This window comes from Cupriavidus sp. SZY C1 (assembly GCF_032190535.1).
GTDB lineage: Bacteria > Pseudomonadota > Gammaproteobacteria > Burkholderiales > Burkholderiaceae > Cupriavidus > Cupriavidus pauculus_C.
Genome location: NZ_JAUANU010000007.1, coordinates 199,560 through 223,263, shown reverse-complemented (window position 1 = coordinate 223,263; position 23,704 = coordinate 199,560). Strand labels below are relative to the sequence as shown.

Below are 23,704 nucleotides of genomic sequence, written 5' to 3'. Positions count from 1 at the left end.
AAGCCATGATCAAGCAAGCACTCCTTTCCGTCTCCGACAAGACCGGCATCGTCGACTTCGCGCGCGAACTGAACGCGCTCGGCGTGACGCTGCTTTCCACCGGCGGCACCGCCAAACTGCTGGCCGACGCCGGGCTGCCGGTCACGGAAGTGGCCGACTACACCGGCTTTCCCGAAATGCTGGACGGCCGCGTCAAGACGCTGCACCCGAAGGTGCACGGCGGCATCCTGGCCCGCCGCGACCTGCCCGAGCACATGGCCGCGCTGGCCGAGCACAAGATCCCGACGATCGACCTGCTGGTGGTCAACCTGTACCCGTTCCAGCAGACCGTGGCCAAGGACGACTGCACGCTGCCCGACGCCATCGAGAACATCGACATCGGCGGCCCCACCATGCTGCGCTCGGCCGCCAAGAACCACCGCGACGTGACCGTGATCGTCGATCCGGCCGACTACGCCGTGGTGCTGGACGAAATGCGCGCCAACGGCAACGCCGTGGGCTACGACACGAACTTCCGCCTGGCGACCAAGGTCTTCGCGCACACGGCCCAGTACGACGGCGCAATCACCAACTACCTGACCAGCCTGGGCAGCGACAAGTCCCACCAGGGCCGCAGCAGCTACCCGCAGACGCTGAACCTGGCCTTCGAGAAGGTGCAGGAAATGCGCTACGGCGAGAACCCGCACCAGTCGGCCGCGTTCTACCGCGACCTGAAGGCCGTGGACGGCGCGCTGGCCAACTACGTGCAGCTGCAGGGCAAGGAACTGTCGTACAACAACATCGCCGACGCCGATGCGGCCTGGGAGTGCGTGAAGTCGTTCGAGGCGGCAGCCGGCGCGGCCTGCGTGATCATCAAGCACGCCAACCCGTGCGGCGTGGCGGTGGGCGCCAACGCGCTGGAAGCGTACGAAAAGGCGTTCAAGACCGACTCGACCTCGGCCTTCGGCGGCATCATCGCGTTCAACGTCGAGCTGGACGAAGCGGCCGCCCAGGCCGTGGCGAAGCAGTTTGTCGAAGTGCTGATTGCCCCGTCGTTCAGCACCGCCGCGCGCAACGTGTTCGCGGCCAAGCAGAACGTGCGCCTGCTGGAGATTCCGCTGGGCGGCGGCGTGAACCAGTTCGACCTGAAGCGCGTGGGCGGCGGCCTGCTGGTGCAGGGCCCGGACGCGCGCAACGTGCAGCCGTCCGAGCTGCGCGTGGTGACGCGCCGCCACCCGACGCCCAAGGAAATGGACGACCTGATGTTCGCGTGGCGCGTGGCCAAGTTCGTCAAGTCGAACGCCATCGTGTTCTGCGGCAACGGCATGACGCTGGGCGTGGGCGCCGGCCAGATGAGCCGCGTGGATTCGGCCCGCATCGCCAGCATCAAGGCCCAGAACGCCGGGCTGTCGCTGGCCGGCTCAGCCGTGGCGTCGGACGCGTTCTTCCCGTTCCGTGACGGCCTGGACGTGGTGGTGGACGCCGGCGCCACGGTCGTGATCCAGCCGGGCGGCTCGATGCGCGACGACGAGGTGATTGCCGCGGCCGACGAGCGCGGCATCGCCATGGTGCTGACCGGAACGCGGCACTTCCGGCATTAAGCCGGCGCCCGCCGCTTCATGCGCATCCTCGGCATCGACCCCGGCCTGCGGACCACCGGCTTTGGCGTGCTGGAAAAGCACGGCAGCAAGCTGGCGTACGTGGCGTCGGGCACCATCCGCAGCAATGGCGACGAAAGCCTCCCGCAGCGGCTGAAGACGCTCTACGACGGCATTGCCGAGGTGGCGCGCACCTACGCACCCGACTGCGCGGCCATCGAGAAGGTGTTCGTCAACGTCAACCCGCAGTCCACGCTGATGCTGGGGCAGGCGCGCGGCGCCGCCATCTGCGGCCTGGTGGGCCAGGGGCTGACGGTGCACGAGTACACCGCGCTGCAGCTCAAGGTGGCCGTGGTCGGCTACGGCCGGGCCAACAAGGAACAGGTGCAGGAGATGGTGATGCGGCTGCTGTCGCTGTCCGGCCGCCCCAGTTCCGACGCGGCCGACGCGCTGGGCGTGGCGATCTGCCACGCCAACGGCGGCGACACGCTCGGCACGCTCGCCGGGATGGCGCCGGACCTGGCCCGCAAGGGGCTGCGCGTCCGGCGCGGCCGCCTGATCGGCTGATCGGCTGATCGGCTGATCGGCCCATGCGCTTCGGCGGACCGCCCGTCCGCCGCCCTCTCCTCCCCCGCCCGGCTCGCTTAGAATTTGCGTTCGAGATCCCGCCAGGAACGCCCCCGATGCCGCACGCCCTTGCCCGCCGTCTTTCCCTTGCCGCCGCCACTGCCACGCTGATTGCGGGCTGCGCCACGCCGCCGCGCGCGCCGGTGGCTCCGGCGCCGCCGGCCGCGCAGGCCCCGGCGCCGGCCGCGACGGCCCGCCCGCCGGCCCCGCCCGCGCTGGTCATTGGCCACCGGGGCGCCAGCGCGCTGCGGCCCGAGCACACGCTCGCGTCGTACCAGAAGGCCATCGACGACGGCGCCGACATCATCGAGCCCGACCTGGTGGCCACGCGCGACGGCGTGCTCGTGGCGCGGCACGAGAACAACATCACCGGCACCACCAACGTGGCCGAGGTGCCCGAATTTGCGGGCCGGCGCCGCATCAAGGTCATCGACGGCGAACGCATCGACGGCTGGTTCACCGAGGACTTCACGCTGGCCGAGCTGAAGACGCTGCGCGCCCGCGAGCGCATTCCGAACCTGCGGCCCTACAACGCCAAGCTGAACGACCAGTTCGAGATTCCGACGCTCGACGAGATCCTGAAGCTGGCCGAACAGGCGTCCGCCCGGCGCGGCAGCCGCGTCGGCATCTATCCCGAACTGAAGCACCCGAGCTACTTCCGCGGCATCGGCCTGCCGCTGGAGGAAAAGCTGGCCGCCGCGCTGCAGCACAGCAGCTACGCCCGCACCGCGCCCGTCTACGTGCAGTCGTTCGAGGTGGGCCCGCTGCGCACGATGAAGCGGCTGCTGGGCGCGTCGATGCCCAACGTGCGGATCGTGCAGTTGCTGGGCAGCGCCCAGGGCCGCCCCGCCGACTGGCGCCTGGCCGGCGACAGCCGCACCTATGCGTCGATGCTGACCCCGCTGGGCCTGCGCGAGGTGGCCACCTACGCCAACGGCATCGGCCCCGAGAAAAGCCTGGTGATCCCGCGCGACCATGCCGGCGGCCTGGGCGCGCCCACGGCGCTGGTGGCCAACGCCCACGCGGCCGGGCTGACCGTCCATCCGTACACGTTCCGGCCCGAGAACAGCTTCCTGCCCCGGCCGCTGCGCGCGCCGGGCGGCGACGCCACGCGCAGCCCGGACGGCATGGTGCGCGAGGTGCAGGCGTTCATCGCGGCCGGCGTGGACGGCTTCTTCACCGACGACCCGGCGCTGGGCCGCCGCGCGGTGGACGGGCGCTGACCGGGCCATTGCGGCGCCCTGCGTTGCACGCGGCCGCGCTACACTGGCGCGCAATTCATCCTTCGCACCCATCATGATTGGACGCATCGCCGGCACCCTGCTCGAAAAGAACCCTCCGCACCTGCTAGTGGACTGCCACGGCGTGGGCTACGAGATCGCTGTGCCGATGAGCACGTTCTACAACCTGCCGGCCGTGGGCCATCCCGTGACGCTGCTCACGCAGCAGATCGTCCGCGAGGACGCCCACCTGCTGTTCGGCTTCGGCAGCGCCACCGAGCGCAACACGTTCCGCGAGCTGATCAAGATCACCGGCATCGGCGCGCGGATGGCGCTGGCGGTGCTGTCCGGGCTGTCCGTGGCGGAACTGGCGCAGGCCGTGACGATGCAGGAAGCGGGCCGGCTGACCAAGATCCCCGGCATCGGCAAGAAAACGGCCGAGCGGCTGCTGCTGGAGCTGAAGGGCAAGCTGGGCGCCGAGCTGGGCCACGCGCCGGGCACCACGCCGGCGCCGGACAGCGCCGACATCCTGAACGCGCTGCTGGCGCTGGGCTACTCCGAGAAGGAAGCCACGCTGGCCATCAAGCAGGTGCCGGCCGGCACCGGCGTGTCCGAGGGCATCAAGCTGGCACTCAAGGCGCTGTCGAAGGGCTAGGACGCGGCCCATGGCGGGTAGAATGGCGCCATCCCGCCTGTGACCCGCCATGATAGAAACCGACAAGCTGACTGGTGACCGCCCGCCCGAGCGCGTCATCGCCGCCACGCCCGCCTCCACCCAGGAGGAAGCCTTCGAACGCGCGCTGCGGCCCAAGCTGCTGGACGAGTACGTGGGCCAGGAAAAGGTGCGCGGCCAGCTCGACATCTTCATGCACGCGGCCCGCAAGCGCCGCGAGGCACTGGACCACGTGCTGCTGTTCGGCCCGCCCGGCCTGGGCAAGACCACGCTGGCGCACATCATCGCCCGCGAGATGGGCGTGAACCTGCGCCAGACGTCCGGCCCGGTGCTGGAACGGCCCGGCGACCTGGCCGCGCTGCTGACCAACCTCGAAGCCAACGACGTCCTGTTCATCGACGAGATCCACCGGCTGTCGCCCGTGGTCGAGGAAATCCTGTACCCGGCGCTGGAGGACTACCAGATCGACATCATGATCGGCGAAGGCCCGGCGGCCCGCTCGGTCAAGCTGGACCTGCAGCCGTTCACGCTGGTGGGGGCCACCACGCGCGCCGGCATGCTGACCAACCCGCTGCGCGACCGGTTCGGCATCGTGGCGCGGCTGGAGTTCTACACGCCCGACGAACTGGCGCGCATCGTGGCGCGGTCTGCGCACCTGCTCAACGCGGCCATCGACCCGGCCGGCGCGCTGGAGATTGCCCGCCGGGCGCGCGGCACGCCCCGGATCGCCAACCGGCTGCTGCGCCGCGTGCGCGACTACGCCGAGGTCAAGGGCGACGGCACCATCACGCGCGATCTGGCCGACAAGGCGCTGGCGATGCTGGACGTCGACACGGTCGGCTTCGACCTGATGGACCGCAAGCTACTGGAGGCCGTGCTGCACAAGTTCGACGGCGGCCCGGTGGGCGTGGACAACCTGGCGGCCGCCATTGGCGAGGCGCGCGACACGATCGAGGACGTGCTGGAGCCGTATTTGATCCAGCAGGGTTACCTGCAGCGCACCCCGCGCGGGCGCGTGGCCACGGCCGCCGCGTACCGTCATTTCGGCCTGGCTACGCCCCGGTCGGACGCCGGCGGTGACATGTTCGACGCCCCCTAGCCCGCCATCGCGGGCCGTCAATTAAACGTTTTCTCAGGGCCTGCAAATTTTTTCGAAGTGGATTGCCCGCCTATGGCGGGTTGTCCACAATGGCTGCATCCTTTTTACAAAACGCGCCTACGCGCCTTAAGGACTGCCATGAAACTGCGAGCCAGAACCGCCCTTTCCGCCGCCGCCTGCCTGATGTTCGCCTGGGCCGGCGCCGCCCATGCGCAAAAGCCGTCGACGCCCGCGCCGATCGGCGTGGCCGAGGAGGCCGTGGTCAGCGGCAAGGTGGTCGACATCGACGCCTCGACCAATGCGGTGCTGGTGCAGGGCCCGCGCGGCAACCTGGTGGAGATCGTGGCCGGCGACGAGGCCAAGAACATCGGCAACGTCCGGAAGGGCGACATCGTCACGCTGACGCGCGGCGCCGCCATCGTGGCCGCGCTGGAGCCGATCGGCAGCAAGGACACGGCGCTGATGGAACAGGTGGAGCGCGTGTCGCGCGCGCCCGAGGGCGGCAAGCCCGGCGTGATGCGCGAGATCACCACGACCATCACCGCGCAGATCACCAACGTCGACACGGCCCGCCGCACCGTCACGTTCCGCGGCCCGCGCGAGACGCTGCGCACCGTCAAGGTCCAGGACCCGAACATCGACCTGGCATCGATCAAGAAGGGCCAGATGGCCAAGTTCGTGATCAAGGAAGTGGTGGCGATCACGGTCAAGGCGCCGGCCGCCGGCTGAGCCGCCTCCCCCCTCCCTCTGACGCAGCACCTATTCCAGGAGACGACAAATGGATCGACGTCAGTTCGTGACCCGCGTGGCCGGGTCGGGCCTGCTGGTGGCCACCGCCGCCTTTGCGGCCGGCTGTACGACCACCGGCACCGGCGCCGGCACCGATGCGGCGGCCAAGCGCAAGGAAATCGACGCCGGCGCGGACGGCGCGCTGAACCGGCTCTATGCGTCGGTGAAGAACGCCCAGGAGCTGGGCAACCGCGCGCAGGGCATCCTGATCTTCCCGCGCGTGCTGTCCGGCGGGCTGGTGGTGGGCGGCGAGTACGGCGACGGCGCGCTGCGCAGCAAGGGCGCCACGCAGGGCTACTACCGGACCATTGCCGGGTCGATCGGCCTGACCGCCGGCGGCCAGTCGCGCTCGGTCATCATCATGTTCATGACGCCCGACGCGTACAACAAGTTCGTGCAGTCCAAGGGCTGGACCGTGGGCGCCGACGCCAGCGTGGCGCTGGCCAAGGTGGGCGCCAATGGCATGGTCGACACGGTCACGGCCCAGCAGCCGGTAATCGCCTTCGTGCAGACCAACGCCGGCCTGATGGTCGATGTGTCGCTGAACGGCGCCAAGATCAGCAAGCTGGACCTGTAGCGGTTCGATGGTGCCGCCCCGCCGCCGGGGTGGCAGATGGACGATGCCCGGCTCCGGCCGGGCTTTTTTTCGTCCGTGCGACGCATCCGCCGCGCCGCTGGCATAATCGCCCGGAACCTGTCCCCGCCCCCGGATCTCCCCATGCCCGACCCGCTTGCCGCCCCCGCCCCCTCCGGCCACACCGGGCGCGTCTATCGCTACTACGACCTCGTGATGGTGGCGTTCGTCACGGTGCTGCTGTGCTCGAACCTGATCGGCGCGGCCAAGGCGGCGCAGGTGACGCTGCCTGTCATCGGCCCGGTCACCTTCGGCGCGGGGGTGCTGTTCTTCCCGGTCTCGTACATCTTTGGCGACGTGCTGACCGAGGTCTACGGCTACGGGCGCGACCGCCGTGTGGTGTGGGCCGGCTTTGCGGCGCTGGCGTTTGCCACGTTCATGGCCTTCGTGGTGCTGCGCATGCCGGTGGCGCCTTTCATGCACGACTACCAGAAGAGCCTGGAGGACGTGTTCGGCAACACCTGGCGGATCGCGCTGGGATCGCTGATCGCGTTCTGCTGTGGCAGTTTCGCCAACAGCTACACGCTGGCCAAGATGAAGCTGTGGACCGGCGGGCGCTGGCTGTGGACGCGCACGATCGGCTCGACGCTGGCCGGCGAGCTGGTCGATTCGTCGCTGTTTTACGTGATTGCGTTCTACGGGATCTGGCCGCTGGAAAAGGTCATCCAGGTAGCCATCGCACAGTACGTGCTGAAGACCGGCTGGGAGGTCGTGATGACCCCGGTCACCTACAAGGTGGTGGCGTTCCTGAAGCGTGCCGAGAACGAGGACTGGTACGACCGCGACACGAACTTCACGCCGTTCCGGCTGCGCGTCTGAGGGCCGGGCCGGATTTCAAGGAACCCGGCGGTCGACCTCGTCGAGCGTCAGCGCTTCCAGGTGGCTGACATCGCCCCATTGCAGCAGCGTCAGGTTGGCGCTGTCGCAGCGCAGCCGGTTGACGCTGGCGTTGAGCAGTTCATGCGTGCGCGGCGCCTCCAGCGTCATGCCGGTGGCTTCGCGATACAGGCAGTCGAGCACGCCGCCGTGGGCCACCAGCGCGATCCGCTCGCCCGGATGGCGGCGCGACAGCGACAGCGCCACCTCCACCGCCCGCTCGTGGAATTCGCGCAGCGACTCGCCGCCGGGCGGCGCGTAGTCGGGCACGCGGGCCTGCCAGCGCGCGAAATCCTCAGGACGCTTTTCCGCCACCTCGGCATAGGTCATGCCTTCCAGGTCGCCATAGCAGCGCTCGCGCAGCCGCGGCTCGGCGTGCACCGTCAGACCCAGCGCCTGGGCCAGCGGCATGGCCGTTTCGCGGGCGCGGCCCAGGTCGCTGGTGTACACCGCGTCGATCGGCTCGCCGGTCAGCGCCTCGGCCAGCGCGCGGGCCTGCGCCCGGCCCGTGTCGTTGAGCGGGATGTCGATCTGGCCCTGGAGCCGCCGTTCGCGGTTCCAGGCCGTCTCGCCATGGCGGATCACGATCAGGTGGGTGTAGGCCAGCGACTGCGGGCCGGAGCTTTGCAACATGCCGGTTCCTTGGGGGCGACGGATTCGGTTCGGGCGCCGGCTTGCCTATTGGCCCGCCTGCTGCAGGAGCCGGGGGTTGAGCGTGTAGGTGCCGGTGTAGCTGGCTTCGGCCAGCACGTGGCCTTCGATCGCGCGGCGCACGTCGGCCCCGGTGAAATGGCCTTCCACGGGTACGCGGTCGATATCCAGCGCGTACACCGTGAAGATGTAGCGGTGCGGGATGGCATCGTTCCACGGCGGGCACGGGCCGTCATAGCCGAAGTAGTGGCCCTTCATGTCCTCGTCGCCGGCAAACCAGCCCGTGTAGTCGTTCACGCCATGGCGCAGGCCGCCCGCGGTGGCCGTGCCCACCAGCGCCTCGGGGCCCGGCTTGCCGCGCGCGATCACGCCGTCGCTGTGCGTGGCGGCCGAGATCGTGTTCAGGCCGGGCGGAATATCGATCAGCACCCAGTGGAAGAAGTCCACGCGCGGCAGCGACGCCGGCACCTCGCGGCCTTCCTGGTTCACGTCGTCGCCCCGGCTCGGGACGTCGGGATCGTGCGCCAGCAGCACGAACGACCGCGTGCCGGCCGGCACGTCGTCCCAGTGCAGGTCCGGATTGCGGTTGGCCGACAGCGTGACATGGGCCGCGGCATCCGGCACGCAGAACGCGAACTCGCCGGGGATCGGCGCGTTGTCCGCAAAGGCGTTGCTCCACAGTTTCATGGCAATCTCCTTCGATATGTCAGGCGGCGCCCGTCAGGCCGTGCCGGCCGGCGGCACGCGCAGCCAGAACGTGACGGGACCATCGTTGGTGAGGCTGACCTGCATCATGGCGCCGAATTCCCCGGTCTGGACCGTCGGATGCGCGGCGCGGGCGCGGGCCACGAAGTGATCATAGAGCCGGCGGCCGTCCTCGGGCGACGCCGCCGGGGTAAAGCTGGGGCGCGTGCCGCTGTTGGTATCGGCCGCGAGCGTGAACTGGGACACCACGAGCAGCCCGCCCGCCGTGCCGTTGCCGTCGATGTTCTGCACTGGCAGGTTCATCCGGCCCTCGGCATCGGCAAACACGCGGTACGACAGCAGCTTGGCCAGCAGCCGCTCGGCCTGGGCCTCGGTGTCGCCGCGCTCGGCGCAGACCAGCGCCAGCAGGCCGGCGCCGATCTCGCCGGTGGTCCGGCCGCCGACGGTCACGCGGGCCTGCGATACGCGCTGGATCAGGGCGATCATCGCGGGCTCAGGACAGCGTCACGCGCGCAAAGCGGCGCTTGCCCACCTGGACCACGTAGGTGCCGGCGGCGATCTTCACCGCCTTGTCGCTGACGGTCTCGCCATCGATCTTCACGCCGCCCTGCTCGATGTTGCGGTTGGCTTCCGACGTCGACGGCACCAGGTTGGCCTGCTTGAGCAGTTGCGCGATGCCCAGCGGCGCGCCGGCCAGGCTGACCGCCGGGATGTCGTCGGGGATGCCGCCGCGGGCGCGGTGGTTGAACGCCTCCAGCGCCGCCTCGGCATCGGCCTGGCTGTGGAAGCGCGCCACAATCTCCTGCGCCAGCGCCACCTTGCAGTCGCGCGGGTTGCGACCCACCGCGATCTCCTGCTTCATCAGGTCGATCTCGCTCATCGGCCGGAACGACAGCAGCGTGAAGTACTGCCACATCAGGTCGTCCGAAATGCTCATCAGCTTGCCGAACATGTCGTTCGGGGCCTCGGTCACGCCGATGTAGTTGTGCTTGGACTTCGACATCTTCTCGACGCCGTCCAGGCCCACCAGCAGCGGCATGGTCAGGATGCACTGCGACTCCTGGCCGTATTCCTTCTGCAGCTCGCGCCCCACCAGCAGGTTGAACTTCTGGTCGGTGCCGCCCAGCTCCAGGTCGGACTTCAGCGCGACCGAATCGTAGCCCTGCATGAGCGGATAAAGGAACTCATGGACCGAAATGGGAATCCCAGACCGGAACCGCTTGGTGAAGTCGTCGCGCTCCATCATGCGGGCCACGGTGTACTTTGCGGCAAGCTGGATCATGCCGCGCGCGCCAAGCGGATCGCACCACTCGCTGTTGTAGCGGATCTCGGTGCGGGCCGGGTCCAGCACCAGGCTGGCCTGCCGGTAGTAGGTCTGGGCGTTGGCCTCGATCTGCTCGCGAGTCAGCGGCGGGCGCGTGCTGTTGCGGCCCGACGGATCGCCGATCGTCGACGTGAAATCGCCGATCAGGAAGATCACCTGGTGACCCAAGTCCTGCAACTGGCGCAGCTTGTTGAGCACGACCGTATGGCCGAGGTGGATGTCGGGCGCGGTCGGGTCCAGGCCCAGCTTGATGCGCAGCGGCACGCCGGTGGCCTCGCTGCGCGCGAGCTTCTGGAGCCACTCGGATTCGACCAGAAGCTCGTCGCAGCCGCGCTTGGTGATCTCCAGTGCGCGCATCACCGACGGCGTAAGTGGATATTGGGGCGCGGCGGCCGAGGACACTTCACTCATGACGTAAGTCTTTGAAATCTATAAAGAAATTGCGACGGACGGCCAGCATTGTTCTGGTATAATCCGCGCTTCGTGCCTGACGGACCCGATCCGTCGGCCGGCCGCCAAGCAGGCGGCACACAGACAACGCCCGCACCGCACCTCGGGGGAGGAAGGCAGACGAGACATATCGTCGCGGCAGCGGCCTGGCAATACCGAAAGCTTGAATTCTACGTGATGTGGTCTAGTCTCCGCGAAGTTTTCGCGCGTGAGCTGGTGGTCCTTGTCGACCCTACGAATCCCCAGCATGCGCGCCGCCGCAAGCAGTTGACCGTTGCCGTCGGCACGGTCTTCACGCTCGGCATGGCGGCCGCGATGGGCGTTGCCCCCCGCAACGCCTTCGACGATCCGCTCGCCCCGCGCGTGCAGCAGCCCCTGCGCATGCCCGACGTCAGCGAGCAGCTTGCCCAGTTGACCGAAGCCGACGGCGGCAGCGTCTACGTGCGCCAGGAGCGCATGCAGCGCGGCGACACCATCGCCACGCTGCTGCGCCGGCTTGGCGTCGAGGACCCGGACGCCCAGGCGTTCATCCTCAAGAATCCCACCGCCCGCGGGCTGTTCAGCCTGAACCCGGGCCAGACCGTGCAGGCCGAGATCGACGACAGCAACCTGCTGGTGTCGCTGCAGGCCAACCTGGGCGGCGACGCCACGGCGTCGCGCGAACTGGTGATCGAGCGCGTGGCGCCAAAGAAAGACGGCGGCGACTACACGTACAAGGCGCGCATCGCGTCGGTCGACAACGACGTGCACTACGAGATGGCGTCGGGCGCGATCGACGCCGCCGGCTTCTTCAAGTCGATGGACGCCGCCAACGTGCCCGACGAGGTGGTCAGCCAGATGATCTCGATCTTTTCGGGCGTGATCGACTTCCACCATGACATCGCCCGCGGCGACCGCTTCCGCATCGTCTACGAGGCCGGCTTCCGCGACGGCGCGTTCGTGCGCAACGGGCGCGTGGTGGCCATCGAGCTGATCAACCGCAACACGCTGTACCAGGCGCTCTGGTATTCGCCCGAGGACGGCGAACCCGGCGCGTACTACACGTTCGATGGCCGCAGCATGAAACGGCCGTTCCTGCGGTCGCCAGTCGAGTATTCGCGGATGTCGTCGGGCTTTGGCGGCCGCGACCATCCGCTGCACCACCAGTGGGCCCAGCACAAGGGCGTGGACTTTGCCGCGCCGCAGGGCACCAAGGTCTTTGCCACCGGCGATGCCACCGTGGAGTTCGTCGGCCAGCAGAACGGCTACGGCAACATCATCGTGCTGCAGCACGCGGGCGGCTATTCCACGTACTACGCCCACCTGTCCGGCTTTGCAGGCATCCGCGAGGGCCAGCACGTGAACCAGGGCCAGGTGATTGGCTATGTGGGTTCGACGGGCTGGGCGACCGGGCCGCACCTGCACTACGAATTCCGCTACAACGACGTGCCGCAGAACCCGCTGACCACGACGCTGATGGAAGCGCCGACGCTGACCGGCAAGTCGCGCGCGGAATTCCTTTCCTACACGAGCGCCATGCTAAGCCGCATCAACATGCTGCGCACCTACAACGTCCTGACCGCCAGCAACTGATCCATGTCCGTCTCGTCCAGCGAGTGTTATGTCGGCCTGATGTCGGGCACCAGCATGGACGGGGCGGATGGCGTGCTCGTCGACTTCTCGGGGCCGCAGCCGGTGGTGCTGGCGGCGGCCCACACCCCCTTTCCCGATAACCTGCGCGCCGCGTTCGGCGCGCTCCAGCAGCCTGGCGAGGATGAGATCCACCGCGAGGCCGTGGCCGCCAACGCGCTGGCGCGCGTCTATGCCGACTGCGTGGCCGAACTGCTGAAGGTGGCGGGCCGCGATCCGGCCGAGGTGGCCGCCATCGGCGCGCACGGGCAGACGATCCGGCACCGGCCCGGGCTGTACGACGGCATCGGCTACACGCGGCAGTCGCAGCATCCGGCGCTGCTGGCCGAGCTGACCGATATCGACGTGGTGGCGGATTTCCGCAGCCGAGACATCGCCGCGGGCGGCCAGGGCGCGCCGCTGGTGCCGGCCGTGCACGCCGCGCTGTTCGGCGCCCGCGACGAAACGCGCGTGGTCTGCAATATCGGCGGTATCTCCAATATCAGCATCCTGCCGGCGGCCAGCACGGGCCGGCCGGTGACGGGCTTCGACTGCGGCCCGGGCAATGCGCTGCTCGATGCGTGGATCCATCGACATCGCGGCGTGGCCTTCGACGATGGCGGTGCCTGGGGCGCGAGCGGCCAGGCGCATGCCGAGTTGTTGACCCGGCTGCTTGCCGAGCCCTACTTCCGCGCGCCGCCGCCCAAGAGCACCGGGCGGGACCTGTTCCATCCGGGCTGGCTACAGGACGTGCTCGATGGCCTGCCCACGCCGCCCGATCCGGCCGACGTCCAGGCGACGCTGGCCACGCTGACGGCCACGGCCATCGCGCGCGACGTCCAGTCGCACGCCCCGAACGCGCACCGGCTGATCGTCTGCGGCGGCGGCGCGCGCAACGCGCACGTGATGGCGATGCTGGAGCAGTTGCTGCCCGACGTGACCGTCCAGACCACCGACGACTTCGGCGTGCCGGTCTCGCAGGTGGAGGCGCTGGCCTTTGCCTGGCTGGCGCGGCAATGCGTGCGCCGCGCGCCGGGCAACGTGCCGACCGTCACGGGCGCGGCCGGGCCGCGTGTGCTGGGGGCGGTCTACCCGCGCTGAAACCATCGGCCCGCGGCAATAAAAAAGCGCACCGGGTGGTGCGCTATTTTCTGGCAAGGCCGTAGGGCCAGGCGTCAGACCGAGAACGACGAGCCGCAACCGCAGGTGGTCGAGGCATTCGGGTTCTTGATCACGAACTGGGCGCCGTTGATGTCTTCCTTGTAGTCGATCTCGGCGCCAACCAAGTACTGGTAGCTCATCGAGTCGATCAGTAGGGTGACGCCGTTCTTGACCATCGTGGTGTCGTCTTCGTTGACGTCTTCATCGAACGTGAAGCCATACTGGAAGCCGGAGCAACCGCCGCCCTGCACGAACACGCGCAGCTTCAGTTCGGCATTGCCCTCTTCCTCGATCAGTTGCTTGACCTTGTCGGCCGCGCTGTCGGTAAAGACGAACGGTGCCGGCACGTCCTCGGTAACGGGTGCCTCTGCGACTGCGTTCATGGGGATTCTCCTGGTTAGATACGCCCGTATTCTAAGCGCTACTCACAAATCGTGCCGAAACCCTTTGTTTTCAAGGGGCTCTGGACGTTTTCGCCACTCAGGCCGGCACCTTGGCATCGGCCGGGGCCTTGTCGCCGTCGTCGGCCGGCTCGGCCGTGGCAGCGGGTTCTTCGTTGACCTCGGCAGGCGGCATATGGTTCGGCAAGGCCTTGATCTCGCCCTGGACCAATGGCACCAGGCGGCCTTCGACGATGGCGCCCTGGTGCATTTCAAGTGCCGCATAGCGCACCTCGCCATAGACGCGCGCGTTGGCCTGCAGCTCCAGCAGTTCGGCGGCATGCACCGGCCCGGTCACGGTGCCGTTCAGGATCAGATGGTCGACGCGGACTTCACCCTCGACCACGCCCTTCTCGCTGATCACGAGCATGCTGGGCTTGCCGTCCGCCGCCAGTACGTTGCCCCGTACACGGCCGTCGAGCCGCAAGCCCCCGGAAAAGGTCACATCGCCCTCGATGGCGGCGTCCTGGCCTACCAGCGTATCGATGGACAAACCCTTCTTCTTCGAAAACAGCATGTTCAACCCCCCTCGTGTCGCAGACCCGGCCGCAGCGTCCGGTATGTCGTCCCCTGGCGGCAACCGCGCCAAATGGTCGCCAGCGATCGTCTATTCCTGTGTTCTGCAGGCCCGTGATTGTATCGCCACGCGATCCCCACGCCGATGAAAAGTGTAAGAAATGGCAAGCATGTGCCAAACCGTGATGGCGCCCGCGCAACGGACGAAAAAAAAACCGCACGACCAAGCGTGCGGTTTTCTGGGTGCCGGATCCGCCCGAAGGCCGAACCCTGCAGGAAGCGGATTAACGCTTCGAGAATTGCTTGCGGCGGCGTGCCTTGTGCAGACCGACCTTCTTACGCTCGACTTCACGGGCGTCACGGGTGACGTAGCCAGCCTTCGACAGGGCCGACTTCAGCGTGGCGTCGTAGTCGATCAGGGCGCGCGTGATGCCGTGGCGCACGGCACCGGCCTGGCCGGTTTCGCCACCGCCGGTCACGTTGACCTTGATGTCGAACGTTTCGGCGTGAGCGGTCAGCTCCAGCGGCTGGCGCACGATCATCAGCGAGGTTTCGCGAGCGAAGTACTCGTTGATGGGCTTGCCGTTGACGACGATCTCGCCCTTGCCCGACTTAATGAAGACACGAGCCACAGCGCTCTTGCGGCGGCCAGTACCGTAATTCCAGTTACCGATCATGGATTGGCCCCCTTAGATTTCCAGCACCTTGGGCTGCTGTGCGCCATGCGGATGCTCGCCTTCGGCATAAACCTTCAGCTTCTTGATCATCGCGTAGCCCAGCGGACCCTTCGGCAGCATGCCCTTGACAGCCTTTTCCAGGGCACGGCCCGGGAAGCGCTGCTGCATCTTGCCAAAAGTGGTTTCGTAGATACCGCCCGGGTAGCCCGAATGGCGGTAGTACTTCTTGTCCTGTTCCTTGGTACCCGTCACGCGCAGCTTGGCCGCATTGACGATGATGATGAAATCACCGGTGTCGACGTGAGGAGTGAATTCCGGCTTGTGCTTGCCGCGCAGTCGGCGTGCCACTTCGCTGGCAACACGGCCGAGGACCTTGTCCGTCGCGTCAATCACGTACCAGTCGCGCTTTACCTCTGCAGGCTTGGCGGAAAAGGTCTTCATGATTTTTCCTGAATTTTGAAAACTGCCCGAGATGACGGTCGCCGTTTTAGCGTCCTGTCGAACGGCCGGCCCTTTGGACCTGACCTTCCTGCTTGTATCTGCAGGCTCTCCCTGAATCTCTTCCGGGGGCAATGACCGGAAAGCCGACGATTATACTGTCCGCGGCGCCGATCGCACAAGCAAAGATGTGGCTTTTCGTCAAGATGGCGCCCGGACGCCCGGGAAGCGCCGCCAGCGCCACAGCGTGGGCTATGCCGGGCCTTGCAATCGGCGAAAAAAAACCCAAGTCGGTTTGGACTTGGGTTTGAATCCACCAAAGGAGGAGGGTGGAGGAGACACCGGGCGATCGACGGGGCCGGTCATGGCGGGCGGTGCGAGGGGCGATGGGGTCTGAAACCGGCTTCGCTTTCGCACTCTGGCGCGCTCTCGTGCGCCGTCGTTCGATGGAATGGATTATACATACGGGTCCGGTGGATGCAAGAAAATTTGCACTGTGAAATGGCATATCATTATGCGAAATGATGAATCCATCGCAGACAAATGCCATAAATTCATATAAATCAAAAACTTAAGTGAAGACTTGACGTGCTGCGCGGATGCCACACTAGAGGAAACCTTCTGAATCTTAGGGGTAATCCCGTAGCCGGGACGGCCGTCGAGATTGGCCTATACTCGCGGAAAGCAAGATGCGCCTGCGCGCTGGCGTGAGCGAAAAGAACCAAACAGGAACCGAGGAACGAAAAAAATGGAATGCAAAGTGACATGGTCGGGTCCGGAGGGCATGAGCTTCATCGCCCAGACCGGCAGCGGGCACCTTGTGGCGATGGATGGCGCTCCGGACGGCGGCGGCAACAACCTGGCGCCGCGCCCGATGGAAATGGTGCTGCTTGGCACCGGCGGCTGCACGGCCTATGACGTGGTGCTGATCCTCAAGCGCGGGCGGCAGGACATCCGCGGCTGCTCGGTCAAGCTGGAAGCCGAGCGCGCCGACACCGATCCGAAGGTGTTCACCAGGATCAACTTCCATTTCACGGTGACGGGCAAGAATCTCGATCCGGCCAAGGTGGAACGCGCGATCGAGCTGTCGCACGAGAAATACTGCTCGGCGTCGATCATGCTGGCCAAGACGGCCGAGATCACGCACACGACGGAGATCGTCGAGGGCTGAACCCCGACGCACGCCGCCAAAAGAAAAACGCCCGGCCAGTGCCGGGCGTTTCCATATCCGAAGAAGCAAAGACAGGCCGATAAGCCGGATTCTGTGCACACCGCGCACCCTTGCGGGCTGGCGGCGCGTGACAACCATTCCTCTAGGCCGCCCGTTACCGGACGGCTCCAGCTCCCTACCCGCAGACTCGGCGGGCCGCTTCATCGTCTGCCTATTTGGGATTGCTCCAGGTGGAGGTTACCGCGTTTCACCCTTCCCGCCGACCGAAGCCGGCGGCAAGACTCGTCTCTGTGGCCCTATTCCGCACGTTGCCGTGGATGGCTGTTAGCCAACACCCTGCCCTGTGGAGTCCGGACTTTCCTCCCCTTGCCCCTTGCGAGACAAGCAGCGATTGTCTGGCCTGCTTTGCGGGCCGCAGTCTAACACCGATGGCCGGCCCGGTCAGCCCGCAGCGGTGCCGCGGCGTCCGGGGCGGAATACGGCGGTGTCGTCGTAGAAGCCAGGCGCGGCGTTTTCGTCGCACCAGCCGGGGATGCCCATGACCGGCAGCGGCCAGAAGCTGCGGCCGCCGGCCAGCCCGCCCGCGCCTGCCGCGGCGGCCAGCGTGTCGGCCAGACGGCCGTCCAGGGCTTCGGGCGCGATGCCCGGCGCCGCACGCACCCACCACGCGTGGCCCGTCACGGACTTGTACGGCTGCACGAGCTTTTCGAGCAGCGCATGACCGAACGGGATGGCCGTGCACTGGTCGTGCCACGCGTCGCGGCGGGCGACGAACAGCTCGCGCCACGCAAACCCGCGCAGGGCGTCGGCCAGCGGCGGCACCTCGGAGATGAAGATCACGGCGTTTTCGTCGAACAGCGTTGCGGCATCGCGCACGCCGCCGCGCACCTGCCCTACCCCGTCGCGGTCGATGGCGTCGGCCTGCAGCCGGTTCAGCAGCCGCTTGGTCTGCGGAAAGTGCAGCCAGATCAACCCGTTGAAGGCATCGTGCAGGTTGTCGCGCGTGGGCACCTGGCCGGTGGCGGCAATGTGCGATTCATAGGCGACGCCCGCCGGCAGGTCGGCCTGCGGCACGAACCGCAGCGGCAGGCCGCTGGCGTTGCGCAGCGACCCGGCGCGGGCATTGAGCGCCTGGCGCAGGTCGCCATGGTCGAAGACCGGGGCCGACGCCGCGAACGGCCGGAACCACGGCCGCGTCCAGTCGATGTCGGCCAGCAACGCCTTAGCTGGCCTTCCAGCGCAGCGTTTCGCCGGCGCGCAGCGGCACCAGCGTGGTATCGCCGTACGGCAGCTCGGCCGGCAGTTGCCAGTCCTCGCGCGTCAGCGTCAGCGTGCCGGTGTTGCGCGGCAGGCCGTAGAAGGCCGGGCCGTTGAAGCTGGCAAACGCTTCGAGCTTGTCCAGTGCGCCGGCGGTGTCGAAGGCCTCGGCGTACAGCTCCATCGCGTGCAGCGCCGTGTAGCAGCCGGCACATCCGCAGGCGTGCTCCTTCAGGCCGCGGGCGTGCGGCGCGCTGTCGGTACCCAGGAAGAACCGCGCGCTGCCCGACGTGGCCGCCTTGACCAGCGCATCGCGGTGCACTTCGCGCTTGAGCACGGGCAGGCAGTAGTAATGGGGCCGGATGCCGCCCGTGAAGATCGCGTTGCGGTTGTACAGCAGGTGGTGCGCGGTGATCGTGGCGCCGATCGGGCCTTCGGCCTCGGCCACGTACTGGGCCGCGTCGCGCGTGGTGATGTGTTCGAACACCACCTTGAGCTCCGGGAAATCACGGCGCAGCGGCTGCATCACGCGCTCGATGAACACGGCTTCGCGGTCGAAGATGTCGATGTCGCCGTCCGTCACCTCGCCGTGCACCAGCAGCGGCAGGCCCTCGCGCTGCATCGCCTCCAGCGTGGCGGCGCAGCGGCGGATGTCGGTCACGCCCGCGTCGCTGTTCGTCGTGGCGCCGGCCGGGTACAGCTTCACCGCGTGGATGAAGCCGCTGGCCTTGGCCGCGACGATTTCCTCGGGCGGCAGGTTGTCGGTCAGGTACAGCGTCATCAGCGGCTCGAACGCCATGCCGGCGGGTAGCGCGGCCAGGATGCGGTCGCGGTAGGCGCTGGCCAGGACCACCGTGGTCACGGGCGGCTTCAGGTTCGGCATGATGATCGCCCGCGCGAACTGGCGCGCGGTATCGGGCAGCACCGCCGACAGCGCGGCGCCGTCGCGCACGTGCAGGTGCCAGTCGTCGGGACGGGTAATCGTTAGCTTCTGGGTCATGGGGACAAACACTACTTAGAGAATCAGGATGGCGCGGTAATCGTTGACGTTGGTGCGCGTGGGGCCGGTCACCACGAGGTCGCCGATGGCATCGAAGAAGCCCCAGGCGTCGTGGGCGTCGAGCAGGTGCCGGGCGGACACGCTGGCCGCTTCGGCCCGCGCCAGCGAATCGGGCGCCAGCAGCGCGCCGGCGTTGTCTTCCGAGCCGTCGATGCCGTCCGTATCGGCCGCGATGGCGTGGATGTCGGCCGCGCCGCCCAGCTCGATCCCCAGCGACAGCAGGAATTCCGAACAGCGCCCGCCGCGCGCCTGCTGCGCGCCGCCGCTGGGCAATGTGACGGTGCATTCACCCCCGGAGATCAGCACCACCGGCGCGGAGAACGGCGCATTGTACTGGCGAATCTCGCGCACCAGCGCCGCGTACACGCGCGCCACTTCCTGCGCCTCGCCGGTCACGGTGTCGCCCAGCACCACGGGCTGGATGCCCTGGCGGCGGAACAGCGCGGCGGCCGCCTCCAGGCTGCCGTGGGCAGTGGCGATCATGCGGTTGTCGACGCGGGCGAACAGGGAATCGCCCGGTTTTGGCGTCTCGGCGATCTCGCCGCGCGCGCCGCGTTCAAGGTGCGACTGGACGCTGGCCGGCACCGTCGCGCCATAGCGCTTGAGGATCGCCAGCGCATCGGCATAGGTGCTGGGGTCCGGCACGGTGGGGCCCGAGGCGATGGCGCTGGGGTCGTCACCGGCCACGTCGGAGACGATCAGCGTGGTCACCGGCGCCCGGCTGGCCTGCGCGAGCCGCCCGCCCTGGATGCGCGAGACATGCTTGCGCACGATGTTCATGTCGGTGATCGGCGCGCCGCAGCGCAGCAGTTCGCGCGTGGTGGCCTTCAGGTCGGCCATCGGGATGCCTTCGGCCGGCAGCGACAGCAGGCTCGACCCGCCGCCCGATACCAGCACGATCAGCCGGTCGTCGGGGCCCAGCGACTGCACCTGGGCCAGGATATCGGCGGCGGCCTGTTCGCCGGCCTCGTCGGGCACCGGGTGGCCGGCCTCGATCACGCGGATGTGCTGCGTCGGCAGGCCGTGCGCGTAGCGCGTGACGACCACGCCTTCGAGCGTGGCCTTGCCTTCGTAGGCGCGCTCGACGGCCAGCGCCATCGACGCGGCCGCCTTGCCGGCGCCCACCACCAGCGTGCGCCCGCCCGCGTGGGGCGGCGGCAGGTGGCCGGCGACGATTTCCAGCGGGTCCGCGGCGGCCACGGCGGCGCGAAAGCTTTCGAGCAGCAAGGTGCGGGGGCAGCCCTGGAATGTCATAGCGCCTCCGCGATGGCCTGGCCCAGGTCGGCCGTGGACGCCGTGCCGCCAATGTCGCGCGTCAGCGGCGCGTGGCCCGGGCCGGCGGCCAGCACCTGCTCGATGGCCTGCAGCACGGCCGCGCCGGCATCGGCATGGCCCAGGTGCTCCAGCATCATCGCGCCGCACCAGATCTGGCCGATCGGGTTGGCGATGCCCTTGCCCGCGATGTCGGGCGCCGAGCCGTGCACCGGCTCGAACAGGCTCGGGTACACGCGGTCAGGGTTGATGTTGCCCGACGGCGCCACGCCGATCGTGCCCGTGCAGGCCGGGCCCAGGTCTGACAGGATGTCGCCGAACAGGTTGCTGGCCACCACCACGTCGAACCAGTCCGGATGCTGCACGAAGTGGGCTGTCAGGATGTCGATGTGGTACTTGTCCACCTTCAGGCCGGGATAGTTGGCCGCCATGGCCTCCACGCGCTCGTCCCAGTACGGCATCGTGATCGAGATGCCGTTGGACTTGGTGGCCGACGTGAGATGCTGCTTCGGCCGTTTCCGGGCCAGTTCGAACGCGAACTTGAGGATGCGGTCCACGCCGTGCCGGCTCATCACGGTCTCCTGCACCACGATTTCGCGCTCGGTGTTCGGAAACATCCGCCCGCCGATGCTGGAATACTCGCCCTCCGTGTTCTCGCGCACCACGTAGAAGTCGATGTCGCCGGGCTTGCGGTCGGCCAGCGGGCTCTTGATGCCGGGCATCAGCCGCACGGGCCGCAGGTTCACGTACTGGTCGAACGACCGCCGGAACTGCAGCAGCGAGCCCCACAGCGACACGTGGTCGGGCATCTTCTGCGGCCAGCCCACCGCGCCAAAGTAGATCGCGTCGTACTTGACCAGCGTGTCGAACCAGTCGTCCGGCAGCATCTTGCCGTGGCGCTCGAAGTAGGCGTAGCTGGAAAAGTCGAAATGGTCCCACTGGAAGTCGACGCCAAAGCGGCGCGCGGCGGCGTCCATGACGCGGATGCCTTCCGGCATCACTTCCGTTCCAATTCCGTCTCCGGGAATGACAGCGATCTTGTATTGACTCATGGCTGGGAAGGGGCGAGGTGGCGGGGCGCGGCACCCGGCTTGGCAGCACCGGGCACGCGCAGGATAATGTCTGCATTCTATTGCAAAGCGGCAGCCCCCTGCCGCACGGTGCCCTTGCCATGTGCCAGCTTCTAGGCATGAACTGCGCCACGCCCACCGACGTGACGTTTTCCTTTACCGGCTTTGCCGCCCGCGGCGGCGTCACGGACCATCACGCCGACGGTTTCGGCGTGGCGTTCTTCGAGGACAAGGCCTGCCGGCTGTTCATCGACAACCAGTCGGCCGGCACCTCGCCCGTGGCCGACCTGATCAAGCGCTACCCGATCAAGTCGAAAAACGTCATCTCGCACATCCGCAAGGCCACCCAGGGCACGGTGCTGCTGGAGAACTGCCACCCGTTCATGCGCGAGCTGTGGGGCCGGCACTGGATCTTTGCCCACAACGGCGACCTGCACGGGTTCACGCCGTTCCTGTCCGGCGTCTACCAGCCGGTGGGCGATACCGACAGCGAACTGGCGTTCTGCACGCTGATGCAGGGCCTGCGCAAGCGCTTTCCGGGCTCGCAGCCGCCGCTGAACGAGCTGGGCCACGCGCTGGCGGACATCACGCGGGACATCACGCTGCACGGCGTTTTCAACTTTTTGCTATGTAATGGACAGGCGCTGTTTGCGCACTGCTCGACACGGCTGTACTACATCGTGCGGCAGTGGCCGTTTTCGAAGGCGCACCTGATCGACGCGGACCTGTCGATCGATTTCGCGCAGGTCACCACGCCCGACGACCGCGTGGCCGTCATCGCCACCGCCCCGCTGACCGACAACGAGACCTGGACGCAGTTCGCGCCCGGCGAGCTGATCATGTTCGAGGCCGGGCGGCCGACCATGACGTGGACCGTGCCCATTCCGCCCGAAGTCCAGGCGAAGAATGCGGCGAATACGGCCTGTACCTGAGGGTCAGGGAGGCTCCCCCTCCCGCACGGCGGGAGAGGGAAGCCAGGCACCGGCTTAATGGTGCAGGATCTTGGACAGGAACTGGCGGGCGCGCTCCGAGCGGGCGTCGATGTTGCCGAAGAACTCTTCCTTGGCGCAGTCCTCGACGATCTTGCCGGCGTCCATGAAGATCACGCGGTTGGCCACCTTGCGGGCAAAGCCCATCTCGTGGGTCACGCACATCATGGTCATGCCTTCCTGGGCGAGCTGCACCATCACGTCCAGCACCTCGTTGACCATCTCGGGGTCCAGCGCCGAGGTGGGCTCGTCGAACAGCATGCAGATCGGGTCCATCGACAGCGCACGGGCGATGGCCACGCGCTGCTGCTGGCCGCCCGAAAGCTGACCGGGGTACTTGGCCGCCTGGTTCTTCAGGCCCACGCGATCCAGGTACTTCAGGCCCTTGGCCATGGCTTCCTCCTTCGAGCGGCCCAGCACCTTCATCTGCGCGATGGTCAGGTTCTCGGTGATCGACAGGTGCGGGAACAGCTCGAAGTTCTGGAACACCATGCCCACGCGCGAGCGCAGCCGGGGCAGGTTGGTCTTCGCGTCGCCGACCGAGGTGCCGTCCACCAGGATGTCGCCCTTCTGGAACGGCTCCAGCGCGTTGACCGTCTTGATCAGCGTCGACTTGCCCGAGCCCGACGGGCCGCACACCACCACCACTTCACCCTTGGCCACGCGGGTCGTGCAATCGGTCAGCACCTGGAACGTGCCGTACCACTTGGAAACGTTATTAATCTCGATCATACGGCCACCTTTTTCTGATAACGCTTGACCAGCAGTGAAGCGGAGAAACAAATGAGGAAGTACACCAGGCCCGCGAACAGCAGCATCTCCACGATGCGGCCGTCACGCTCGCCAATGCCGTAGGCCTGGCCGAAGAAGTCCGCCAGCGCGCTCACGTACACCAGCGACGTGTCCTGGAACAGGATGATCCCCTGCGTCAGCAGCAGCGGCACCATGTTGCGGAACGCCTGCGGCAGGATCACCAGCCGCATCGTCTGGCCATAGGTCATGCCCAGCGCCTGCGCGGCGAACATCTGCCCGCGCGACACGCTCTGGATACCGGCGCGGATGATTTCCGAGTAGTACGCGGCCTCGAACAGCGAGAACGCGATCAGCGCGGACGTCATGCGCAGGTCGGACGCGGCCGACAGGTTGAACACCTTCTGCAGCAGCTGCGGGATGATCAGGAAGAACCACAGCAGCACCATCACCAGCGGGATGGACCGGAAGACCGTCACGTACGCCTGGGCGAACCAGTTCAGCGGCCGGAACGACGACAGGCGCATCATCGCCAGGATCGTGCCCCACACAATGCCCACGATCACGGCCGTGACCGTGATCTTGAGCGACACCGCCATGCCCTCGCCGAGCACGTGGATGGTCGACGCATTGATCGAGCTGAAATCGAATTCGTATGCCATGTTCCAGC

26 protein-coding genes and 1 other RNA gene are annotated in these 23,704 nt (G+C 67.5%); 12 read left to right on the top strand and 15 right to left on the bottom strand.

Features of this window, described 5'->3' with window-relative positions; all coding sequences use genetic code 11:
• Positions 1 to 5: 5 nt before the first annotated feature.
• The 8 genes from purH (at position 6) to QTN24_RS13650 (ending at position 7,438) form a co-directional block, all read left to right on the top strand.
• Positions 6 to 1,580, top strand: coding sequence for a bifunctional phosphoribosylaminoimidazolecarboxamide formyltransferase/IMP cyclohydrolase (gene purH / locus QTN24_RS13685; RefSeq protein ID WP_124682419.1), 1,575 nt, complete (start codon positions 6 to 8; stop codon positions 1,578 to 1,580).
• Positions 1,581 to 1,598: 18 nt separating this feature from the next.
• Positions 1,599 to 2,144, top strand: a complete 546-nt coding sequence (gene ruvC / locus QTN24_RS13680; protein ID WP_124682420.1) for a crossover junction endodeoxyribonuclease RuvC — start codon at positions 1,599 to 1,601, stop codon at positions 2,142 to 2,144.
• Positions 2,145 to 2,260: 116 nt separating this feature from the next.
• Complete coding sequence (locus QTN24_RS13675; protein ID WP_124682421.1) at positions 2,261 to 3,427, top strand: glycerophosphodiester phosphodiesterase; 1,167 nt, start codon at positions 2,261 to 2,263, stop codon at positions 3,425 to 3,427.
• A 73-nt stretch (positions 3,428 to 3,500) separates the two neighbouring features.
• Positions 3,501 to 4,079, top strand: coding sequence for a Holliday junction branch migration protein RuvA (gene ruvA, locus QTN24_RS13670; protein WP_313837720.1), 579 nt, complete (start codon positions 3,501 to 3,503; stop codon positions 4,077 to 4,079).
• Positions 4,080 to 4,128: 49 nt separating this feature from the next.
• Positions 4,129 to 5,196, top strand: a complete 1,068-nt coding sequence (ruvB, locus tag QTN24_RS13665; protein WP_313837719.1) for a Holliday junction branch migration DNA helicase RuvB — start codon at positions 4,129 to 4,131, stop codon at positions 5,194 to 5,196.
• 138 nt (positions 5,197 to 5,334) lie between these two features.
• Entirely contained in the window at positions 5,335 to 5,925 is a 591-nt protein-coding gene (locus QTN24_RS13660; protein WP_124682424.1) for a hypothetical protein, read from the top strand.
• Positions 5,926 to 5,974: 49 nt separating this feature from the next.
• Positions 5,975 to 6,562: a YSC84-related protein gene (locus tag QTN24_RS13655; protein ID WP_124682425.1), complete on the top strand. Its 588-nt coding sequence runs from the start codon at positions 5,975 to 5,977 to the stop codon at positions 6,560 to 6,562.
• Positions 6,563 to 6,703: 141 nt separating this feature from the next.
• Positions 6,704 to 7,438, top strand: coding sequence for a queuosine precursor transporter (locus tag QTN24_RS13650; protein ID WP_124682426.1), 735 nt, complete (start codon positions 6,704 to 6,706; stop codon positions 7,436 to 7,438).
• Between the two features lie 15 nt (positions 7,439 to 7,453).
• Here the strand turns inward: QTN24_RS13650 and QTN24_RS13645 are convergent, their stop codons facing one another.
• The 4 genes from QTN24_RS13645 to tyrS are packed head-to-tail and all read right to left on the bottom strand — an operon-like array spanning position 7,454 to position 10,586.
• A complete protein-coding gene (locus QTN24_RS13645; protein WP_313837718.1) occupies positions 7,454 to 8,128 on the bottom strand; it encodes a histidine phosphatase family protein in 675 nt (224 codons plus the stop codon).
• A gap of 45 nt (positions 8,129 to 8,173) precedes the next feature.
• The gene (locus QTN24_RS13640; RefSeq protein ID WP_124682428.1) at positions 8,174 to 8,833 is read right to left on the bottom strand and encodes a YbhB/YbcL family Raf kinase inhibitor-like protein; all 660 of its coding nucleotides are present in this window, start codon (positions 8,831 to 8,833) and stop codon (positions 8,174 to 8,176) included.
• 33 nt (positions 8,834 to 8,866) lie between these two features.
• Positions 8,867 to 9,337 carry a D-aminoacyl-tRNA deacylase gene (gene dtd, locus QTN24_RS13635; RefSeq protein ID WP_124682429.1) on the bottom strand — a complete coding sequence of 157 codons (471 nt, stop codon included), beginning with the start codon at positions 9,335 to 9,337 and terminating at the stop codon, positions 8,867 to 8,869.
• Positions 9,338 to 9,344: 7 nt separating this feature from the next.
• Positions 9,345 to 10,586, bottom strand: coding sequence for a tyrosine--tRNA ligase (gene tyrS / locus QTN24_RS13630; protein WP_313837717.1), 1,242 nt, complete (start codon positions 10,584 to 10,586; stop codon positions 9,345 to 9,347).
• 216 nt (positions 10,587 to 10,802) lie between these two features.
• Here tyrS and QTN24_RS13625 point away from each other — a divergent pair, with 216 nt between their 5' ends.
• Both QTN24_RS13625 and QTN24_RS13620 read left to right on the top strand, forming a co-directional pair.
• A complete protein-coding gene (locus tag QTN24_RS13625; protein ID WP_124682431.1) occupies positions 10,803 to 12,197 on the top strand; it encodes a M23 family metallopeptidase in 1,395 nt (464 codons plus the stop codon).
• Between the two features lie 3 nt (positions 12,198 to 12,200).
• On the top strand, positions 12,201 to 13,334 hold the full coding sequence (locus QTN24_RS13620) for an anhydro-N-acetylmuramic acid kinase (RefSeq protein WP_313837716.1): 1,134 nt from the start codon (positions 12,201 to 12,203) through the stop codon (positions 13,332 to 13,334).
• A gap of 74 nt (positions 13,335 to 13,408) precedes the next feature.
• Here QTN24_RS13620 and erpA read toward each other — a convergent pair whose 3' ends face one another.
• The 4 genes from erpA to rplM all read right to left on the bottom strand — a co-directional run bounded on the left by erpA (position 13,409) and on the right by rplM (position 15,468).
• Complete coding sequence (gene erpA, locus QTN24_RS13615; RefSeq protein ID WP_092135946.1) at positions 13,409 to 13,777, bottom strand: iron-sulfur cluster insertion protein ErpA; 369 nt, start codon at positions 13,775 to 13,777, stop codon at positions 13,409 to 13,411.
• Positions 13,778 to 13,874: 97 nt separating this feature from the next.
• On the bottom strand, positions 13,875 to 14,351 hold the full coding sequence (locus QTN24_RS13610; RefSeq protein ID WP_124682433.1) for a polymer-forming cytoskeletal protein: 477 nt from the start codon (positions 14,349 to 14,351) through the stop codon (positions 13,875 to 13,877).
• Positions 14,352 to 14,634: 283 nt separating this feature from the next.
• The gene (gene rpsI, locus QTN24_RS13605; RefSeq protein ID WP_124682434.1) at positions 14,635 to 15,027 is read right to left on the bottom strand and encodes a 30S ribosomal protein S9; all 393 of its coding nucleotides are present in this window, start codon (positions 15,025 to 15,027) and stop codon (positions 14,635 to 14,637) included.
• A gap of 12 nt (positions 15,028 to 15,039) precedes the next feature.
• Positions 15,040 to 15,468, bottom strand: coding sequence for a 50S ribosomal protein L13 (gene rplM, locus QTN24_RS13600; RefSeq protein WP_124682435.1), 429 nt, complete (start codon positions 15,466 to 15,468; stop codon positions 15,040 to 15,042).
• Positions 15,469 to 16,213: 745 nt separating this feature from the next.
• Here rplM and QTN24_RS13595 point away from each other — a divergent pair.
• Positions 16,214 to 16,636, top strand: a complete 423-nt coding sequence (locus tag QTN24_RS13595) for an OsmC family protein (protein ID WP_124682436.1) — start codon at positions 16,214 to 16,216, stop codon at positions 16,634 to 16,636.
• 63 nt (positions 16,637 to 16,699) lie between these two features.
• Here the strand turns inward: QTN24_RS13595 and rnpB are convergent.
• The 5 genes from rnpB to QTN24_RS13570 form a co-directional block, all read right to left on the bottom strand.
• An RNA gene (gene rnpB, locus QTN24_RS13590) (RNase P RNA component class A) lies at positions 16,700 to 17,043 on the bottom strand.
• Between the two features lie 34 nt (positions 17,044 to 17,077).
• The gene (locus tag QTN24_RS13585) at positions 17,078 to 17,854 is read right to left on the bottom strand and encodes a DUF3025 domain-containing protein (RefSeq protein WP_313837708.1); all 777 of its coding nucleotides are present in this window, start codon (positions 17,852 to 17,854) and stop codon (positions 17,078 to 17,080) included.
• Positions 17,855 to 17,858: 4 nt separating this feature from the next.
• Complete coding sequence (pyrC, locus tag QTN24_RS13580; protein ID WP_313837707.1) at positions 17,859 to 18,893, bottom strand: dihydroorotase; 1,035 nt, start codon at positions 18,891 to 18,893, stop codon at positions 17,859 to 17,861.
• 15 nt (positions 18,894 to 18,908) lie between these two features.
• A complete protein-coding gene (locus QTN24_RS13575) occupies positions 18,909 to 20,207 on the bottom strand; it encodes a glycerate kinase (protein ID WP_313837706.1) in 1,299 nt (432 codons plus the stop codon).
• Complete coding sequence (locus QTN24_RS13570) at positions 20,204 to 21,277, bottom strand: tartrate dehydrogenase (RefSeq protein ID WP_124682440.1); 1,074 nt, start codon at positions 21,275 to 21,277, stop codon at positions 20,204 to 20,206. Before QTN24_RS13570 ends, QTN24_RS13575 begins: the two co-directional genes overlap by 4 nt.
• A gap of 119 nt (positions 21,278 to 21,396) precedes the next feature.
• Here QTN24_RS13570 and QTN24_RS13565 point away from each other — a divergent pair, with 119 nt between their 5' ends.
• Positions 21,397 to 22,227 (top strand): class II glutamine amidotransferase, encoded by an 831-nt coding sequence (locus tag QTN24_RS13565; protein ID WP_124682441.1) that lies wholly within the window; start codon positions 21,397 to 21,399, stop codon positions 22,225 to 22,227.
• A gap of 54 nt (positions 22,228 to 22,281) precedes the next feature.
• Here the strand turns inward: QTN24_RS13565 and QTN24_RS13560 are convergent, their stop codons facing one another.
• Together QTN24_RS13560 and gltK are read right to left on the bottom strand one after the other, a co-directional pair.
• On the bottom strand, positions 22,282 to 23,016 hold the full coding sequence (locus QTN24_RS13560; RefSeq protein ID WP_313837705.1) for an amino acid ABC transporter ATP-binding protein: 735 nt from the start codon (positions 23,014 to 23,016) through the stop codon (positions 22,282 to 22,284).
• Entirely contained in the window at positions 23,013 to 23,696 is a 684-nt protein-coding gene (gene gltK, locus QTN24_RS13555; protein ID WP_124682443.1) for a glutamate/aspartate ABC transporter permease GltK, read from the bottom strand. Before gltK ends, QTN24_RS13560 begins: the two co-directional genes overlap by 4 nt.
• Positions 23,697 to 23,704: the final 8 nt, after the last annotated feature.